Raw genomic sequence first — 17,514 nt, 5'->3', positions numbered from 1 at the left:
CTCGCAGGGGCCCGCCGTGAGCCTGGCGAGTGGAGGGGGCGAGGGGGTCTTCCCTCAGACCGGCGGGCGGTCCTCGTAGAAGGTGGAGAGGACGACGGTGGTCCGGGTGGTGACGTTGGCCGCCGACCGGATCTCGTGCAGCAGCGCCTCGAGCGCATCGGGTGAGGCCACCCGGACCTTGAGGATGTAGCTCTCCACCCCGGCCACCGAGTGGCAGGCCTCGATGGCCGACAGGTGCGCCAGCCGGGTCGGTGCGTCGTCGGGCTGCGCGGCCTCGATCGGGGTGATGGAGACGAACGCGGTCAGCGGCAGCCCGAGCCCCTTGGCGTCCAACTGCGCCGCGTAGCCGGTGATCAGCCCGCGCTGTTCCAGTCGGCGGACCCGCTGGTGCACCGCGGACACCGACAGCCCGACCCGCTCGGCCAGGTCGGTGAAGCTGGCCCGTCCGTCGCGGGCCAGGGCGCTCAGCAGTTCCCGGTCGACGTCCTGGGCCGCCGGTGGCCCGCCCGGCTCAGCCGGGGAGTTCGACGAGTTCACGGGGACCGTTGTTGAGGTTGCGGACCCCGTCGTCGGTGCAGACGACGATGTCCTCGATCCGGGCGCCGTAGCGGCCGGGCAGGTAGATGCCGGGCTCGACCGAGAAGGCCATCCCCGGCTCCAGCGGCAGGTCGTTGCCGGCGACGACGTAGGGCGCCTCGTGGGTGTCCAGCCCGATGCCGTGCCCGGTGCGGTGGATGAAGTGCTCACCGAAGCCGGCCTTGGTGATGACGTCGCGTGCCACGGCGTCGACCTGGGCGCAGGTGACGCCGGGGCGCACCGCGGCGACGGCCGCCGCCTGAGCCCGCTGGAGGACGGAGAACCACTCGATCAGGCCGCGGGCGGCGTGCCCACCGACCAGGTAGGTGCGGGTGCAGTCGGAGCGGTAGCCGGTCGCCGTCTCCCCGCCGATGTCCACGACGACCATGTCCCCGGCCTCGACCACCCGGTCGGAGACCTCGTGGTGCGGGCTGGCCCCGTTGGGGCCCGAGCCGATGATGGTGAAGTCGACCCCGACGTGGCCCTCGGCCAGGATCCCCGCCGCGACGTCGGCCCCGACCTCGGCCTCCGTCCGCCCGACCCGCAACCACTCCCCCATCCGGGCGTGCACCCGGTCGATCGCCGCACCGGCGATGGCCAGCTCCTCGATCTCGGCCGGCGTCTTCACCATCCGCAGCCGGTCGATGACCGGGCTGGCCAGCTCCAGCGCGGAACCGGGCAGCGCCCGCTGGATGCCCAGCGCGTGCTCGGCCCAGGTGCGCGAGCCGACGGCCACCCGGGCCGGCGCGCTGCCCAGCCGGGCGGTGACCGCCTCGGCCAGCCGGGCGAAGGAGTCGTCGGTCTCGTCCCAGGCCAGCACCTCCAGCCCCAACGAACCGGTCGGGGAGGCGGCGACCATCGGCGCCTCCAGCCGAGGCACGACCAGCAGCGGCTCGCCCCGGCGAGGCACGGCCAGGGCGGTCAGCCGCTCCATGGCGTGCGCGTCGTAGCCGCACAGGTAGCGCAGGTCGGAGCCGGGCGTGACGACGACGACGTCGATGCCCAGCTCGTCGGCGACGGCGCGGGCCGCGTGCACCCGGTCGATGGACACCAGCGGGGAGGAGGGAGGAGGAGAGACGGCGACCACGTGCGCAGACTATCCACGGAGCACGACAGGTCCGACCGTCGTCATCGCACCGTTACCGTGCCCGGCGTGACGACGATGCTGCTGGACGCGGCGAGCCTGTACTTCCGCGCCTTCTACGGGGTGCCGACCAGCGTGACCGGGCCGCACGGCCGGCCGGTCAACGCCGTCCGCGGGTTCCTGGACATGACCGCCCGGCTGGTCGTCGCCCACTCCCCCGCCCGGCTGGTCGCCTGCTGGGACGACGACTGGCGCCCGGCGTTCCGGGTCGCGGCGCTGCCCAGCTACAAGGCGCACCGGGTCGCGCCGGCGGGCGGTGAGGAGGTGCCCGACGAGCTCGGGCCGCAGGTGCCGGTGCTGGTCGAGGTGCTCGCCGCCGCCGGGCTGACCCGGGTGGGCGCGCCGGGCTACGAGGCCGACGACGTGATCGGGACGCTCGCCACCCGGGCCCGCGGGCCGGTCGACGTGGTCACCGGCGACCGGGACCTCTTCCAGCTGGTCGACGACGCCCGGGACGTGCGGGTGCTCTACACCAACCGCGGCATCAACGACCTGGAGTTCGTCGACGAGGCGGCGGTCGCGGCCAAGTACGGCATCCCCGGCCGCTCCTACGCCGACTTCGCGGTCCTCCGCGGCGACCCCAGCGACGGGCTCCCCGGGGTGTCCGGCGTCGGGGCGAAGACGGCCGCTGCGCTGATCAACGAGTTCGGGTCCCTGGCCGGCATCCGGGAGGCGGCCGCCCGCACCACCGTCCCGAGGGCACCACTGACCGCCGCGGTGCTGAAGAAGCTGCACGCGGCTGCCGACTACCTCGACGCCGCCCCCGAGGTGGTCGCCGTCGTCACCACCATCGACCTGCCACCGGTGGACGGCGCACTCCCCCGCGAGCCGGCCGACGCCGAGGCGCTCGCGGCGCTGGCCGAGGCGCACGGACTGGAGTCCTCCGTCCGCCGGCTGGGGTCGGCGCTGGGGTGGGACCAGGGCTGAACCGCCCGGTCAGCCCTCGTCCCAGGTGTAGTCGCCCGCTTCGCCGCGCAGCGTGATCGTGACGGTGACCGGTTCGCCGTCGGCGGTGCGGCCGGCGCACGAGTAGGTGGCGCCGTCGACGACCGGGAGCTCCTCCGCGCAGCTGAGGTCCAGGGCGACGCCCTCCCGCTCCTGGAACTGGCCGGCGACGGCGCGCTCGACCGCCGCCGGGTCGAGCCGGGTGGAGCCGAACGGGGACGGCAGGGTGAGCGCGGCCGCCACCAGCAGGACCGCCAGGAGGCCCAGGCCCAGCAACCGCGGCCGCCGGGAGCGGGTCCGGGCCGGGGGCGCGGGCGGACCCCAGCCGCCGGGGAACCCCTGCTGCTCGGGGAACTGCCCCGACGGCGGACCCCAGCCACCCGACCGACCGGGACCCCCCGGCGGCGGACCCCAGTCGCCGGACTGCCCGTACCGGGGTGGCTGCCCGTACGGGGACGGTGACCCGTACTGAGGCGCGGGTCCGTACTGAGGCGCGGGTCCGTACTGAGGCGCGGGCCCGTACTGCGGTGGCTGCCCGTGGGAGTCCGGCTGGCCGTGCCGGGGAGGCGTGCCCCAGCCCGGGTGCTCCGCGGGCCGTCCGGAAGTGGCCGAGGGCGGCCCCCAGCCACTCCCTCCCGGTGCCGCCGTGCGGGAGTCGGGCGCAGCACCCGTCGACGGGTCCGGGCGAGCCCACGGGGACTGCGGGTCCTCGCCCTGCGGCGGCTGGCTCATCGTGGCTCCTCGATCAGGCCCGGCACCCCGGGGCGGGCCGATTGTGGCCCACCGGCCGCAGACCCCGGCTCAGTCGGTGACGGCGACCGCCACCACCCCGCGGCGGACCCGGCCCACGGCGGCGCGCGCCACCCCGGCCAGCGGGTCGTCGGCGACCTTGGCGAGCTGGTCGAGCAGGTCGACCAGCTGCCGGGCCCAGCGGACGAAGTCGCCGCCGGAGAGCTCGGTCCCGGCCTGCTCCGCCCCGGCCAGCACGCGGTCCAGGCTCTGCCCGTCGGCCCACCGGTAGGCGGCCCAGACGAAGCCCAGGTCCAGCTCGCGGGTGACCGGCACGGTGTGCTCCCGCTCCACGTCGGACAGCGCCGTGTGCACCCTGCGCATCTCGGCGAGGGCCCCGGCGACCTTCCCGGCGGGCACGGAGGGCTGGGCGGCGCTGTCCCGGCGGGCCTCGAACACCAGGGCGGAGACGCAGCCGGCGAGCTCGGCCGGGGTGAGCCCGCGGAAGGCCCCGGCCCGCAGGCACTCCGCGGTGAGCAGGTCGGTCTCCGACCAGATCCGGCTCAGCCGGCGGCCGGCCTCGGTGACCACGGTCGAGCCCGGTGCGGCGCCTTCGGCGTCCAGCGCCGTCACCGGCTGCAGGTAGCCCAGTTCGGTCAGGACGTCGCAGGTGCGGTCGAACTGCTGGGTCAGCGAGTTGGTGCGGTCGGCGATCTGCCGGCGCAGCCGCTCGGCGTCGCGCAGCTCGCGCAGCCAGCGGTCGGCGGCGCGCACCCGGTCCTCCCGGTCGGGCAGCCCGTGCACCGGGTGGACGCGCAGGGCGTGCCGGAGGTCGGCGAGCACCGGGTCGTCGTCGGCCGCGGACCTGCCCTTGGTGCGCCGGGCGCCCAGGCCGTTCTCGGCGCGGGCGTTGCGCAGCGTCGAGGCGAGGTCCCGGCGGGCGTGCGGGCTGCGGTGGTTGAAGTTCTTCGGCACCTTGACCCGGGCCAGGGCGCTCACCGGGGACGGGAAGTCGCCGGAGGCCAGCCGACCGGCCCACTTGTCCTCGGTCAGCACCAGGGGGCGGGGGTCGGTGAGCTCGGTGACCCCGGGGTCGAGCACCACGGCCAGCCCTTGGCGTCGTCCGCTCGGCACCCGGATGACGTCCCCGGCGCGTAGCGCGGCCAGGGACTCGGTGGCCTCCAGCCGGCGCTTGGCCTGCGTGTCCCGGGACAGCGCCTTCTCCCGCTCGGAGATCTCCATCCGCAGCCGGGCGTACCCGGCGACGTCCAGCACGGCCGCGCTGAGCCCGGCGTTCATCTCCTTGAGCAGCCGGGCGGCGTCCTCCTCGTGCCGGGCCGCCGAGCGGGCCAGGCCGACCACCGACCGGTCGGCCTGGAACTGCGCGAACGAGGCGGCGAGCAGCTCGCGGGCGCGATCCCGGCCGAAGGCCCCGACCAGGTTGACGGCCATGTTGTAGCTGGGCCGGAAGGAGGACCGCAGCGGGTAGGTGCGGGTGCTGGCCAGCCCGGCGACCGCCGCCGGGTCGACGCCCGGCGCCCACACGACGACGGCGTGGCCCTCGATGTCGATGCCGCGACGGCCGGCCCGGCCGGTCAGCTGGGTGTACTCCCCCGGGGTCACGTCGGCGTGGGCCTCGCCGTTCCACTTCACCAGCCGCTCGAGGACGACGGTGCGCGCCGGCATGTTGATGCCCAGCGCGAGGGTCTCGGTGGCGAACACCGCCTTGACCAGGCCGCGGACGAAGCACTCCTCGACGGTCTCCTTGAACGCCGGCACCAGCCCGGCGTGGTGGGCGGCGAAGCCGGCGAGCAGGCCCTCCCGCCACTCCCAGAACCCCAGGACGTGCAGGTCCTCCTCGGGCAGCGAACCGGTGCGCCGGTCGATGATCTCGGCGATCGCCCGGCGCTCGGTCTCGTCGGTCAGCCGCATCCCGGAGCCCAGGCACTGGTGCACCGCGGCGTCGCACCCGTTGCGGCTGAACACGAAGGTGATCGCCGGGAGCAGCCCGGCGCGGTCCAACCGTTCGATGACCTCCGGCCGGGACGGCGGCCGGTAGCGGGGTTTGTGGCTGAACCCGCCCCGGGTGCCGCCGCCTCCGCCGGACCAGCTGTCGAAGCGCCGCTCCTGCTCGTGCACGTAGCGCACCAGCTCCGGGTCGACGACCGCGCGGCCGCGCTCGCGGGTCGACAGCCCGCGCGGGGTCTGCTCCCACTCCGCCGCGTGCGCCGCGGGCCGCAGCGCGAACAGGTCGAACACCCGCCCGCCCACGAGCATGTGCTGCCACAGCGGGATCGGCCGCACCTCGCTGACCACCACCCGGGTGTCCCCGCGGACGGTGACCAGCCAGTCGGCGAACTCCTCGGCGTTGCTGACCGTGGCCGAGAGCGAGACCAGCCGGACGTGCTCGGGGAGGTGGATGATCACCTCTTCCCAGACCGCCCCGCGGAAGCGGTCGGCCAGGTAGTGCACCTCGTCCATCACGACGTAGCCGAGGTCGGTGAGCGCCGGGGAGTCGACGTAGAGCATGTTGCGCAGCACCTCGGTGGTCATCACGACCACCGGTGCGTCGCCGTTGATGGCGTTGTCCCCGGTCAGCAGCCCGACCTTCGCCGACCCGTACCGGTCGCAGAGGTCGCGGTACTTCTGGTTGCTCAGCGCCTTGATCGGCGTCGTGTAGAAGGCCTTGCGGCCCTCCTGCAGCGCCTTGTGGACGGCGAACTCCCCCACCACCGTCTTGCCGGCGCCGGTCGGGGCGCAGACCAGCACGCCGGAGCCCTCCTCCAGCGCCTCGCACGCCTCCACCTGGAACGGGTCCAGGGAGAAGCCGAGGTCGGCGGTGAAGTCCGAGAGGGTGGGGTGTGCGTTCCGCCGACGGGCAGCCGCGTAACGCTCAGCCGGGCTGGACATGCCCCCACGTTAGGCGCTCCCCCACCGCACCACCGGTCGTCCCCGCCGTACCACCAAAATGGCCATTATGGTGGGGTGGAGCCGCGCCGAGGACGGTGAGGGCGCCGGGGACACAGACCGTCGTGGCCGGGAGTGCGCCGATCGGCTCGCCGTCGGCCCAGGTGGTCAGGCCGGCACCGGCAAGGCCGATCTCCCGGCCACGCAGCACGGTGACGGCGGGGTGGCCGACGTGGCTGCCGTCGGCCAGCCGCGGGCGCGTGCGCACCAGCTCGCGGCGGCTGACCGGGCCGATGACGACGACCTCCAGCAGCCCGTCGGCCGGGTCGGCGCCGGGCGCGATCTTCAGCCCGCCGCCGTACCAGGGGGTGTTGCCGACCGCGACCAGGGTGACCTCCCGTTCACGGACGTCTCCGTCGACGGTGAGCGTCACCGCCCGGGGCCGCAGCCGGGCCAGCTCCAGCAGGATCGCCAGGTCGTAGCGGCGGGGGCCACGCGGCCAGCGCAGCCGGTTCGCCCGGTCGGTGACCGCCGAGTCGAAGCCGCAGCACAGCACGGTGCCCCACCACCGCTCCCCGGTGCGGGCGACGTCGATCCGCCTGCTGCGGCCGGCGTGCAGGTCCGCGGTGAGCGCGGAGGCGGCCCGCACCGGGTCGGCCGGTACGCCGAGGGCGGTGGCCAGGTCGTTGCCGCTGCCGGCGGGCAGCAGCGCCAGCGGGGTCGCGGTGCCGGCCACCGCCTGGAGGGCGGCGTGCGCCGCGCCGTCGCCACCGAGGGCGGCGACCGCGGCGACCCCGTCGGCCACCGCGGCCGCGGCCTGCTGTTCCGCCGCGGTCCGGGTGGCGGCCGCCAGGACCCGCGGACGCACGCCGCCGGCGGTCAGTGCCGCGAGGACCGCCGTCGTCGCCCGGGCGGCGCGGCCCCGCCCGGCGGCGGCGTTGACCAGGACGGCCACCTCGGGCCGCGTCACGCCGCGGTCGACCGGCTCAGCGCCGGAGGTGTTCCGGCTCGTCGATCGGGCTCGGGGTGGTGTCCAGCGGACTGGCCGCCTCGATCTCCGGCGAGGCCTCGTCGTCGTCCAGCCCGGCCAGGCCCTCCGCAGCCTCCCGCTTGGCCCGCCGCTTGTCCACGAACCGGGCGATCTGGATCGCGATCTCGAACAGCACGCACATCGGCGCGGCCATCAGCAACATGGTGAACGGGTCCTGCGTGGGGGTGATGAACGCGGCGAAGACGATGGTGAGGAAGTAGATCCACCGCCGGCTCTTGGACAGCGTCTTGTAGGAGAGGACGCCGATCAGGTTCAGCACGACCGCGATCAGCGGCAGTTCGAAGCTCACCCCGAAGGCGACCAGCAACGAGATGACGAAGCCGACGTACTCCTGGGCGGTCAGCGCGACGGTGACGCCGTCGCCGGCCAGGCCGATCAGCAGCTCGAGGCCCTTGGCCAGTGCGATGTAGGCCAGTGCCGCGCCGAGGGCGAACAGGCTGCTGGACGCCGCCACGAACGCGACGCCGTAGCGCTTCTCGCTCTTCTTCAGCCCCGGGGTGAGGAAGGCCCACACCTGGTACAGCCAGAACGGCGCGGACAGCACCACACCGACGATGAAGCTGATCTTCAGCCGGATCAGCGCACCGCCGAGGACGTCGATGACGAGCAGGTCGCAGTCGCCGTCGGCCTGGGTGGGCAGTCCGCGGTCGTCCGCCGCCAAACCGCAGTAGGGCGCCCGGATGAACTCCCCCAGGCCCTGCTCGTACCACCAGAACGCCACCGCCGTACCGATCAGCACGAAGAACAGCGCGATGCCCACGCGGTTGCGGAACTCACGGAGGTGGCCGATGAGGCTCATCGTCGCCGCGGCGTCCCGTTCGGGACGCCGCGGTCGGCGGTCACGCACTCGCCCTGCCAGGGTCACGGGCGGCAGCAGTCGGTGGTGCGGGTCAGCGCGTGCCGTCGGCGGATGCCGACGAACGCACCTGCTCCGCGCGCGCCCGCATCTCGGCGGCGCGGGTCTCGGCGGCGGCGGCCTCGGCCTCGTAGTCGACGGCGCCCGGGTTCACCGCGGGGGCCACGATCTCGCCGGTGACCGGGGAGGTGCGGGCCTCGTCCTTGGCGCGCACGTCGTCGTCCTTCATGCCCTTCATCTCGCTCTTGAAGATGCGCATCGAACGGCCCATCGAGCGGGAGGCGTCGGGCAGCTTCTTGTAACCGAAGAGCAGCAGGACGGCCAGGATGATGAGGCCGATCTCCATGGGGCCGAGGTTCATCGGACTCCTCCGAGTCGTGGGGGGCGTGCCAAGCTGACTCTACGCCCGGAACTCCGTGGGTCCAGGGCTGCGGACGGCTGTACCCACGCCGTCCACCTCCGGTTCAGTCGTCGGTCTCCGACCGGTCCGCGCGCTGGGCGGCGGCCTTCTCCGCGGCGGCCTGGACCTCGGCCAGCACGGGGCGGACGTCGCGCTCCAGCGCCCGCAGCTCGCCGTCCAGCCGCCCGGCGGCACCGAACAACCCGTACCCGAGCACGCCGAGCACCAGCAGGGCCAGCACCGGGACGACGATCCACACGGTCAGCAGCACGGGGCGGAGCCTAACCGGCGCGGCCCTCCCGGGCGCTGGGTGAGCTGCCGGTCAGTCCGCGTACCGGGCCAGTGCGGCGCGGGCCGCCTCGGCGACCTGGGTGGCGAGCTCGACCGGCTCGTCGACCGTGGCCGCCCCGCCCAGCGAGGCCACCAGGCGGCGGGCCCAGGACAGGTCCGACGTCCGGACCGTGACCGCCAGCCCACCCGGCGGGTCGGTCACCTCGGTCTGCTCCTCCACCGGGTAGTAGTCGGCGACCCAGCGGGCGGTGCGGGCCAGCCGCAGCCGGACCAGCGGCTCCGCCGCGCCGGGCTGGTAGAGCCCCTCGGCCAGGTCGCGCTCGTGCGCCTGGGGCGGCGGCGCGGCCGGCTCGTCGAGCACGGCGACGTCGTCGATCCGGTCCAGCCGGAACAGCCGGACGCCCTCGGCGTTCCGGCACCACGCCTCCAGGTACCAGTGGCCGTCGACCAGCAGCAGCCGCATCGGGTCGACGGTGCGCTCGGTGCGCTCGTCCCGGCTGGGCACGTAGTAGTGCAGGTGCAGGGCGCGGTGCCGCTCCACCCCCTCGCGGACGACGGCGAGGGACTGCGCGCGGGCGTCGACGCTGACCGCCACCGGCGCCCGCGCCTCCGCCGGGTGCCCGGCCGCGGCCGAGACCTTGGCCAGCGCCCGACTCACCGCCTCTCCCTCGGCCAGCCCGGGCAGCTCCAGCAGGGTGCGCAGCGCGACGATCAGCGCGACCGCCTCGTCGGTGGACAACCGCAGCGGGCGGACCATCCCGGCGGTGAAGGTGATCCGGACCCGGTCGCCCTCGAAGGCCAGGTCGATGAGGTCGCCCGGGCCGTGCCCGGGGAGGCCGCAGACCCAGAGCAGGTCCAGGTCCCGGCGCAGCTGGGCTTCGGTGACCCCGAAGTCGGCGGCCGCGTCGGCCAGCCGGACCCCGTCGGGGCGGGCGGTCAGGTAGGGCACCAGGGCGAGCAGCCGGGTCATCCGCTCGGCCGTGCTGGGGGCCGTCATGCCCGCTCCCCCACGGCGGCGAGCCGGCTGAGCCGTTCGACAACCGCCTCGCGCATCCCTTGCGGGGCCTCCACCAGCACGTCCGGCCCGTAGGCGGCCAGCTGGTCGGCCAGCGCCCAGGGCGTGGTGGTGCGCAGCTCCAGCCGGTCGTCCCCGTCGTCCGCGGGCCCCAGCGGCGTGGCGTGCCGGCGCAGGCCGATCGCGGTGCCCGGCCGGGCCCGGACGACGACGAGCTGCTCCTCCCGCCGCTCCGAGCCGGCCACCACCGAGGCGAGGTCGAGGTCGGCCGGCGGCTCGAACGCACCGGTCGGGCCGCTGGCCCGCGGCGTCCCGGTGACCCGGGACAGCCGGAACACCCGGGTCGCCTGCCGGTCCAGGTCGTGGCCGACCAGGTACCAGCGGCCGTGCCAGGCCACGAGCCCCCACGGCTGCACCCGGCGGCGGCTGGCGGTGTCCTCGTCGGGACGGCGGTAGTCGAAGGCGAGCGCCCGGCGGTCACGCGCCGCCGCGTAGCAGGGCTCGAAGGCCGGTTCACCGGCGTCCAGGCGCGGCTGGATGGACAGGCCGCGGGACTGGTCGACCTCGACCCCGGCGGCACGCAGCTTCACCAGGGCGCTCTGCGCGGCGCCGGCGAGCTGCGCGGACTGCCACAGCCGCAGCGCCAGCCCCACGGCAGCCGCCTCTTCCCCGGTCAGGGTGATCTCGGGCAGCTCGTAGTCGGCCCGGGCGATGCGGTAGCCGTCCTCGGTGTCGAAGGCGCTGGTGCGCCCGGTCTCCAGGGGCACGCCGATCTCCCGCAGCTCGGCCTTGTCCCGCTCGAACATCCGCTTGAACGCCTCGTCGGCGCGGTCGGTGCCGTCGTCGGGCTCGTAGCCGGGGACGATCGAGCGGATCTTCGCCGCCGAGACGTACTGCCTGGTCCCGAGCAGGGCGATGACCAGGTTGACCAGTCGTTCTGCCCGCTTGGCTGCCACGGGGACAGGCTAGTGCTCAGCGGCCAGGGGCCTCAGTGCACAGCGGCCGGCGCCCTCGCTGGTTAGCCTCCCCCGGTGACTGATGCACCGTCTCCCGCCCCCGGCTCCCGGATCCGCTGGCGCCGCGGCCGGGTCACCGCACTCGGCCGGTCGTGGCGGGACGCGCAGGAGCTGACCGTCGAGGTCCCCGAGGACGGCACGCTGAAGGCGCTGGCGCACCCCTCCCTGGTCGGGCTGCCCCAGGTGGACGACGAGGTGCTGCTGAACACCACCGCCTGGGCGCAGCGGCTGGGCACCGGCGGGTACGCGCTCGTCGTCGCCGTCCCCGACCGGCTGCCGCCGGACCCGACCGGCCCCGGGCACCTGGTGAAGGGCCGCTACTCGCCGCTGCAGGTGACCGTGCAAGGCGTCGACGAGCAGGAGACGCCGCACCACGAGACGATCGCCGGCGCCGAGGACCTCGACGGCATGCCGGTGGTCGTCGCCGACCTGCACTCCGCGCTGCCCGCGGTGCTGGCCGGCGTGCACGTCACCGACCCGGCGCTGCGCGTGGCCTACGTGATGACCGACGGGGGTGCGCTGCCCGCCGCGTTCTCCCGGACCCTGGACACCCTGGCCGGCTCGCTGGCCGGGGTGGTCACCGTCGGGCAGGCGTTCGGCGGCGACGTGGAGGCGGTCACGGTGCACACCGGGCTGCTGGCCGCCCGGCACGTGCTGCGGGCCGACGTCACGATCGTCACCCAGGGCCCCGGCAACCTGGGCACCGGGACGCCGTGGGGCTTCTCCGGGGTCGCCGCCGGCGAGGCCTGCAACGCGGTGCACGTGCTCGGCGGGCGGGCCGTCGGTGCGCTGCGCATCTCCGACGCCGACCCCCGCCCCCGGCACCGCGGCGTCTCCCACCACTCGCTGACCGCCTTCGGCCGGGTCGCGATGGGCGGGGTCACCCTCGTCGCACCCCGCGGGCTGGGCTCGGACCTGGGCACCCAGGTCGAGGAGGACCTGGCCGGGCAGCCGGAGCGCAACCCGGTGGAGTGGGTGGACTCGGTCGGCCTGGAAGACGCCCTGGCCGCCTCGCCGGTGCGGCTGTCGACGATGGGCCGCGGCCTGGCCGAGGACCGCGCCTACTTCCTGGCCGCAGCCGCGGCCGGACGGTTCGCCGCCCAGCTGCTCCTGTTCGGCCCGCCCCTCCCCTGAGAACGCACGCGTGGAGAGACCGCGCCCTTGGCGCGGGCAGTGGCCGTTGACCAGCGTGGTAGGCGCGTAGTTGGGGATAACGGTCACAAGACGGCGGTGACCCACCTGGTCACCGCCGGCGGTGACCGGCTCAGCCCGAGCGGCGGAACCCGCCCTCTGCGTCGATGGTCTGGCCGGTGACCGAGCGAGCGTCCGGGCCGGTGAGCCAGGCGACGACGGCGGCCGCCTCCGCTGCGGTGTTCCAGCGGCCCCGCGGCATCAGCCGGGTCACGGTCTCCTGCTCGCCCGGGTCGGCCCAGCCGGTGTCGGTCGGGCCCGGGTTCAGGCAGTTGACGGTGATGTCGACGTCGATCAGCTCGTCGGCCAGGGACAGCGTCATCTGCTGGATCGCGCCCTTGCTGATCGCGTACGGCAGCTCACGGGACATCGGTCCCCGGTGCTGGCCGGAGGTGAACAGGACGACGGCGCCCGGGCCGGCGGCGGGTTCGTGCTGGGCGGCGAAGGCCTGGGTGAGCAGCAGGCTGCCCCGGGTGTTCACCGCGAAGCAGAGGTCGACCTCGGCGGCGGTGACCTCGGCCAGCCGGCCGTTGGCGCTGCGGGCGTGCGCGGCGACCAGGGTGGTCAGCGGCCCGACGGCGTCCCGGGCGGCCGCGACCAGCTGCGCCGGGGCAGCCGGGTCGGCCAGGTCCGCGACCACGTTCGGCGGGTCCCCCAGCTCGGCCAGGACGGCGGCCAGGTCGTCGCCGCCCCAGGGCTGGTCGGCGTCGTGCGGCGCCCACGACTGGACGACGACCCGGTCGCCGCGGTCCAGCAGCCGCCGGGCGATCGCGAAGCCGATGGAGCTGCGGCGGCTGACGCCGGTGACGAGTGCGGTGCCCACCGCGGCAGTCTGGTCGCCGCGCTCAGAGCGGGCGACCGTCTTGTCGGTCCGGCGGTGCGCAGAGCTGTCCTGTGACGGCGGACCTGGTCGCTGGTGCTGTATTTCGTCTTTCTGTGATCGGCGCGCCCCAGTTGGGGATAACGGTCTGAGACGGCCCATGGGTGGCGGCGCGCCGGACCGTGTGGGAGCTACGGCGCCACCGACGTGGCTCCCGGTCAGGGACCCGCGCTGTGTGTCGCCTGGCCGTTCACCTGCAGGGTTGCCGCAGTGACACCGCTCGTCGAGCGCGTGCGCCGCTCCGGACCCGGCCGGGAGCGGGCATGACCGACCCCGCCCCGGCGGGTGGCCGAGGCGGGGTGGCCTGCCGCCTACATGGAGGCGATGAGCTTCTCGACCCGTTCGTCGACGGACTTGAACGGGTCCTTGCACAGCACCGTGCGCTGCGCCTGGTCGTTGAGCTTGAGGTGCACCCAGTCGACGGTGAAGTCCCGGCGCTTGTCCTGGGCGCGGCGGATGAACTCACCGCGCAGCTTGGCCCGGGTGGTCTGCGGGGGGACGTTCTTGGCCTCGAAGATCGCCGGGTCGTGGGCGACCCGCTCGACCTGGCCGGCCTTCTCCAGCAGGTAGTACAGGCCGCGGTTGCGGCGGATGTCGTGGTAGGCGAGGTCCATCTGGGCGACCCGGGAGCTGGACAGCGTCAGGTCGCGCTTGGCCATGTACCGGTGGAGCAGCTGGTGCTTGATGGCCCAGTCGATCTCCCGGTCGATCAGCGAGAGGTCACCGCTGTCGACGGCCTTGAGGGTGCGCCCCCACAGCTCGAGCATCTGCCGGTGCACCGGGCCGTAGCCCTCGCGGTCGACGAACTCGGCGGCGCGGTCGTGGTACTCCTGCTGGATCTCCAGGGCCGACATCTCCCGGCCGTTGGCCAGCCGGACCTTGCGCCGTCCGGTCAGGTCGTGGCTGATCTCCCGGATGGCCCGGATCGGGTTCTCCAGGGTCATGTCCCGCAGCACCACGCCCTGCTCGATCATCCGCAGCACCAGGTCGGTGATGGTGACCTTGAGCAGCGTCGTCGTCTCGCTCATGTTCGAGTCGCCGACGATGACGTGCAGCCGGCGGTACTTCTCGGCGTCGGCGTGCGGCTCGTCGCGGGTGTTGATGATCGGCCGCGACCGGGTGGTGGCGCTGGAGACGCCCTCCCAGATGTGCTCGGCCCGCTGGCTGACGCAGTAGACCGCGCCGCGCGGGGTCTGCAGCACCTTCCCTGCGCCGACCACCATCTGCCGGCTGACCAGGAACGGGATCAGCACGTCGGCCATCCGGCTGAACTCACCGTGCCGGCCGACCAGGTAGTTCTCGTGACAGCCGTAGCTGTTGCCGGCCGAGTCGGTGTTGTTCTTGAACAGGTAGATGTCGCCGGTGACGCCCTCTTCGTTCAGGCGCTGCTCCGCGTCGATCAGCAGCCCCTCGAGGATCCGCTCCCCCGCCTTGTCGTGGACGACGAGCTCGGTGACGTCGTCGCACTCGGCGGTGGCGTACTCGGGGTGGCTGCCCACGTCCAGGTACAGCCGGGAGCCGTTGCGCAGGAAGACGTTCGAGCTGCGGCCCCACGAGACCACCCGGCGGAACAGGTAGCGGGCGACCTCGTCAGGTGAGAGGCGGCGCTGCCCCTTGAAGGTGCACGTGACGCCGTACTCGGTCTCGATGCCGAAGATCCGTCGCTCCACCTCGCCGAGCGTAGGCGTCCGCGGCGCACTCGGCTCGTGTCCCGAGTGCGCCGCGCCGCTCACTGCTCGCGGTCCGGGGTCTCGCCGTCGGTGCCGCCGCCGACGCCGTCCTGCGTGCGGGGCTGTGCGGAGGCCTGCTCGGTGCCGCCGGCGGTGTCGACGGCCGCCGGGTCGCCCAGACCGGCGGGGGTGCCCGGCGCCGGCACGGTGGGAGCGTGGGTGGCGGCCGCCTCGGCCGGGCTCTCGGTGGGCTCGGTCGCCGTCTGCTGGTCCGACAGCAGGTTGGTCAGCGCGGCACCGACGACGCGACGGAACGCCCGCTTGGGACGCCGCCGGTCCAGGACCGCCACCTCGAGTTGCTCGGCGGGCAGCTGGTCGTGCGCCCCGCCGTTGGCCGCGGTGACCGGGCTGACCGCGGACAGCGCGCGGACGCCGACCCGCAGGGCCTGCTCCAGGCTCATGCCGGCGGTGTAGTGCTCGCGCAGGTGGTTGCTGACCGCCTCGGCCTGCCCGCCCATGACCACGAAAGACGCCTCGTCGACGATCGACCCGTCGAAGGTGAGCCGGTAGAGCTGGTCGGAGCTGGAGTCCTCCCCCACCTCGGCCACGCAGAGCTCGACCTCGAAGGGCTTCATCTGCTCGGTGAAGACCGCCCCGAGGGTCTGCGCGTAGGCGTTGGCGATGACCCGGCCGGTGACGTCCCGCCGGTTGTAGGAGTAGCCACGGACGTCGGCCAACCGGATGCCGGCCACCCGCAGGCTCTCGAACTCGGAGTAGCGGCCGACCGCGGCGAACCCGATCCGGTCGTAGAGCTCGCTGACCTTGTGCAGCGTGGCGCTGGGGTTCTCGGCGATGAACAGCACGCCGTCGGCATAGGTGAGGACGGCGACGCTGCGACCGCGGGAGATGCCCTTGCGGGCGTACTCCGAGCGGTCGCGCATGACCTGCTCGGCCGAGGCGTAGTACGGCATGGTCATGGCTCAGCCCTGCCCGTCTACGGCCGAGCGCTCGGCGACGATGGTGGTGGCGATGGCGGCGACCTCGTCGTCCGGGAGCCGGACGGCGCCCTCGGCGTCGACCCGGTAGACGATCGGGTACAGCCGGCGCACGGTGTCGGGGCCGCCGGTGGCGGAGTCGTCGTCGGCGGCGTCGTAGAGGGCTTCGACGAGCGTGCGGGTGGCGGCGTCGGCGGCGAGGCCGGGGCGCCAGGTCTTCTTCAGCGAGTTGCGGGCGAACAGCGAGCCGGAGCCGACCGAGGCGTAGCCGCGCTCCTCGTAGTTCCCGCCGGTGACGTCGTAGCTGAAGATCCGGCCGGGGCTGACCCCCTCGGCTGCGTCGAGGTCGTAGCCGGCGAACAGCGGGACGACGGCGAGGCCCTGCATGGCGGCGCCGAGGTTGCCCCGGATCATCGCGGCGAGGCGGTTGGCCTTGCCGTCGAGGGACATCGTCATCCCCTCGATCTTCTCGTAGTGCTCGAGCTCGACCTGGTAGAGCCGGACCATCTCGATCGCGATGCCCGCGGCGCCGGCGATGCCGATCACCGACCAGGAGTCGGCGGCGTAGACCTTCTCGATGTCCCGGCTGGAGATCAGGTTGCCCATGGTCGCCCGGCGGTCGCCGCCCATCAGCACCCCGCCGTCGAAGGTGGCGGCGACGATCGTGGTGGCGTGCGGGGCCAGGTCAGCCACGGACACCGTCGGGACGGTGCGCCGGCCGGGCAGCAGGTCGGGGGCGGTGGTGCCCAGGAAGTCGGTGAACGAGGAGCCCACCCGGTCCAGGTACGCGGGCGGGAACCCGCTCCGACCAGCTGACGTCTCGGTCACCCATCCGCCTCTCCTGCCGTCGTCCGACGGCGGTCCGTGCTGCTGTCTCTGCTGCGCCGGGCGGCCGCGGAGCTGCCGGGCCGACGCCCCGCCGACCCTACCGGCGGGCCGGTCAGTCGGTCGGCCACCACTGCTGGCCCGGCGGCGGGCCGACCAGCTGGCCGGCGTGATCCGACTCGACGTATCGGGCCGCCACCCGGAGCAGCGCGGGGTCGTCCTTGAACTGCCCCAGCCCGCCGTTGCAGTTGAAACACAGGAGGGACCGGACAGCGCCGCTGTCGTGGTCGTGGTCGACGTGCGCCGCCGGCGCCTTGGCGCAGATGGCGCAGAGGCCGCCCTGGTCGGCCAGCATGGCGTCCGCCTCGACGGCCGTGATGCCGTACCGCCGCTGGAGATGGTATGTCCGCGATCCGCCGACCTTCTCCTTCGAGGCCTTGCCCCGGGCGTTGTGACACGGCTTGCAGTAGGCCGAACGGCCGGAAGATTGGCTGGAATTGCGGACGAAGTCACTGATCGGCTTCACCAGTGAGCAGTCCGGACACCACTTCTCCCCCTCGCCGACCACCGTCTCGCGCCGGTGTCTGGAGCGTGGCGGTCCTCGTCGAGCGTCCTTGGCGGCGAGGTGGCGTCGGCGAGCATGGACCTTGCAGTAGAAGCTCAAGCCGTCAGCCCTCCGGCGGTCGGACGTGAACTCTCCTGCTGGTCGGACCTCACCACAGTCCTTACAGTATTTCGAGTCAACCATTCTTTAATGGCCAATAGAATGGCTATTGGCCTCCTTTTTGTACATAGCTCCTAACAAATTCCTCAGCATTCTCCTCGAGGACGCCGTCGATTTCGTCGAGAATCGAGTCGACGTCGTCGGTCATCTCCTGGCGCCGCTCGGCGGCCTCGGTGTCGACCGACGCCTCGACCTCCTCGGTCTCCTCCCGCGTGCGCGTGGCCTTCTGCTGCCCGCCGGTGTCCCTCGTGGCCATCTCGCCCTCCAGAGCTCGCTGCTGGGTCGTGCTGAGGCAGAAG

At 73.9% G+C, this 17,514-nt stretch carries 18 protein-coding genes; 2 read left to right on the top strand and 16 right to left on the bottom strand.

Annotated elements, in window-relative coordinates; genetic code table 11:
• Positions 1–54: 54 nt before the first annotated feature.
• Entirely contained in the window at positions 55–537 is a 483-nt protein-coding gene (locus tag O2W16_RS08970) for an Lrp/AsnC family transcriptional regulator (RefSeq protein ID WP_269158471.1), read from the bottom strand.
• On the bottom strand, positions 512–1,663 hold the full coding sequence (locus O2W16_RS08965; RefSeq protein ID WP_269158470.1) for a M24 family metallopeptidase: 1,152 nt from the start codon (positions 1,661–1,663) through the stop codon (positions 512–514). The genes O2W16_RS08970 and O2W16_RS08965 overlap by 26 nt, the downstream gene beginning before the upstream one ends.
• 75 nt (positions 1,664–1,738) lie before the next feature.
• Here O2W16_RS08965 and O2W16_RS08960 point away from each other — a divergent pair, with 75 nt between their 5' ends.
• Positions 1,739–2,647 (top strand): 5'-3' exonuclease, encoded by a 909-nt coding sequence (locus O2W16_RS08960; RefSeq protein ID WP_269158631.1) that lies wholly within the window; start codon positions 1,739–1,741, stop codon positions 2,645–2,647.
• A 9-nt stretch (positions 2,648–2,656) separates the two neighbouring features.
• On the opposite strand, the gene O2W16_RS08955 is transcribed toward O2W16_RS08960, so the two are convergent.
• From O2W16_RS08955 to O2W16_RS08920, 8 genes are all read right to left on the bottom strand, one after another.
• Positions 2,657–2,908, bottom strand: a complete 252-nt coding sequence (locus tag O2W16_RS08955) for a DUF4333 domain-containing protein (protein ID WP_269158469.1) — start codon at positions 2,906–2,908, stop codon at positions 2,657–2,659.
• Positions 2,909–3,466: 558 nt separating this feature from the next.
• On the bottom strand, positions 3,467–6,304 hold the full coding sequence (locus O2W16_RS08950) for a DEAD/DEAH box helicase (protein ID WP_269158468.1): 2,838 nt from the start codon (positions 6,302–6,304) through the stop codon (positions 3,467–3,469).
• On the bottom strand, positions 6,288–7,271 hold the full coding sequence (locus O2W16_RS08945) for a diacylglycerol kinase family protein (RefSeq protein WP_269158467.1): 984 nt from the start codon (positions 7,269–7,271) through the stop codon (positions 6,288–6,290). The genes O2W16_RS08950 and O2W16_RS08945 overlap by 17 nt, the downstream gene beginning before the upstream one ends.
• Positions 7,272–7,287: 16 nt before the next feature.
• Positions 7,288–8,199: a twin-arginine translocase subunit TatC gene (gene tatC, locus O2W16_RS08940; protein WP_269158466.1), complete on the bottom strand. Its 912-nt coding sequence runs from the start codon at positions 8,197–8,199 to the stop codon at positions 7,288–7,290.
• 43 nt (positions 8,200–8,242) lie between these two features.
• Complete coding sequence (gene tatA / locus O2W16_RS08935; protein WP_269158465.1) at positions 8,243–8,569, bottom strand: Sec-independent protein translocase subunit TatA; 327 nt, start codon at positions 8,567–8,569, stop codon at positions 8,243–8,245.
• A gap of 103 nt (positions 8,570–8,672) precedes the next feature.
• On the bottom strand, positions 8,673–8,879 hold the full coding sequence (locus tag O2W16_RS08930) for a hypothetical protein (protein WP_269158464.1): 207 nt from the start codon (positions 8,877–8,879) through the stop codon (positions 8,673–8,675).
• Positions 8,880–8,930: 51 nt separating this feature from the next.
• Positions 8,931–9,896, bottom strand: a complete 966-nt coding sequence (locus O2W16_RS08925) for a helix-turn-helix transcriptional regulator (RefSeq protein WP_269158463.1) — start codon at positions 9,894–9,896, stop codon at positions 8,931–8,933.
• Positions 9,893–10,870, bottom strand: a complete 978-nt coding sequence (locus tag O2W16_RS08920) for a helix-turn-helix transcriptional regulator (RefSeq protein WP_269158462.1) — start codon at positions 10,868–10,870, stop codon at positions 9,893–9,895. The genes O2W16_RS08925 and O2W16_RS08920 overlap by 4 nt, the downstream gene beginning before the upstream one ends.
• Positions 10,871–10,945: 75 nt before the next feature.
• Between O2W16_RS08920 and O2W16_RS08915 the strand changes: the two genes are divergently transcribed.
• On the top strand, positions 10,946–12,064 hold the full coding sequence (locus O2W16_RS08915) for a DUF3866 family protein (protein WP_269158461.1): 1,119 nt from the start codon (positions 10,946–10,948) through the stop codon (positions 12,062–12,064).
• Between the two features lie 130 nt (positions 12,065–12,194).
• Here O2W16_RS08915 and O2W16_RS08910 read toward each other — a convergent pair whose 3' ends face one another.
• From O2W16_RS08910 to O2W16_RS08885, 6 genes are all read right to left on the bottom strand, one after another.
• Positions 12,195–12,944, bottom strand: coding sequence for an SDR family oxidoreductase (locus O2W16_RS08910; RefSeq protein WP_269158460.1), 750 nt, complete (start codon positions 12,942–12,944; stop codon positions 12,195–12,197).
• Between the two features lie 368 nt (positions 12,945–13,312).
• Positions 13,313–14,671 (bottom strand): Pup--protein ligase, encoded by a 1,359-nt coding sequence (gene pafA / locus O2W16_RS08905; protein WP_269158459.1) that lies wholly within the window; start codon positions 14,669–14,671, stop codon positions 13,313–13,315.
• A gap of 59 nt (positions 14,672–14,730) precedes the next feature.
• Positions 14,731–15,648 (bottom strand): proteasome subunit alpha, encoded by a 918-nt coding sequence (gene prcA, locus O2W16_RS08900; protein WP_269158458.1) that lies wholly within the window; start codon positions 15,646–15,648, stop codon positions 14,731–14,733.
• Between the two features lie 3 nt (positions 15,649–15,651).
• Positions 15,652–16,494, bottom strand: a complete 843-nt coding sequence (prcB, locus tag O2W16_RS08895) for a proteasome subunit beta (RefSeq protein WP_269158457.1) — start codon at positions 16,492–16,494, stop codon at positions 15,652–15,654.
• A 112-nt stretch (positions 16,495–16,606) separates the two neighbouring features.
• Positions 16,607–17,155 (bottom strand): endonuclease VII domain-containing protein, encoded by a 549-nt coding sequence (locus O2W16_RS08890; RefSeq protein ID WP_269158456.1) that lies wholly within the window; start codon positions 17,153–17,155, stop codon positions 16,607–16,609.
• 106 nt (positions 17,156–17,261) lie between these two features.
• The gene (locus O2W16_RS08885; protein WP_269158455.1) at positions 17,262–17,471 is read right to left on the bottom strand and encodes a ubiquitin-like protein Pup; all 210 of its coding nucleotides are present in this window, start codon (positions 17,469–17,471) and stop codon (positions 17,262–17,264) included.
• Positions 17,472–17,514 lie beyond the last annotated feature (43 nt).

Origin of the sequence: Modestobacter sp. VKM Ac-2984, assembly GCF_026967985.1 — a bacterium.
In the GTDB taxonomy this organism is placed as follows: domain Bacteria; phylum Actinomycetota; class Actinomycetes; order Mycobacteriales; family Geodermatophilaceae; genus Modestobacter.
The sequence above is the reverse complement of the archived record's forward strand: the minus strand, read 5'-3'. Positions and strand labels throughout refer to the sequence as shown.